The sequence below is a fragment of the Scandinavium hiltneri genome (genome assembly GCF_024764835.1).
Taxonomy (GTDB): Bacteria; Pseudomonadota; Gammaproteobacteria; order Enterobacterales; family Enterobacteriaceae; genus Scandinavium; species Scandinavium hiltneri.
Window position 1 is genome coordinate 1 of the sequence record NZ_JALIGE010000016.1, and the last position, 393, is coordinate 393.

The 393-nt window shown below is 60.3% G+C and carries 1 protein-coding gene; it reads left to right on the forward strand.

Translation table 11 applies throughout. The features are described 5' to 3' along the window. Nucleotides 1-393 (forward strand): ABC transporter ATP-binding protein (locus tag MUU47_RS00065; RefSeq protein ID WP_258986098.1); only part of this gene is annotated, 393 nt, incomplete at both ends.

Genomic DNA, 393 nt, shown 5'->3' on the forward strand with positions numbered 1-393 from the left:
TGAATGCACTGGACAACGTCATGTACGGCCTGCTGGCCAGCGGGCTATCACGCAAAGAGGCGCAGGATCGGGCGCGCGAGGGGTTAAAACTGGTGGGTCTGGAAAATATGGGCCAACGCCTGCCCGCCGAACTGTCAGGCGGCCAGCAGCAACGCATCGCCGTGTCGCGCGCTCTGGTCCTGGAACCCCAGGTGTTGCTGCTCGATGAGCCCTTATCCAACCTTGACGAACGGCTGCGTCGCCGCGTGCGCACCGAGATCCGCGATTTACAACAGCGTCTCGGTTTCACCGCGGTATATGTCACCCACGATCAGGAAGAGGCGCTGGCGGTCTCCGATAAGATTATCGTCATGAAAGAAGGGCATATTGCTCAACAGGGTGCGCCTCAGGAGC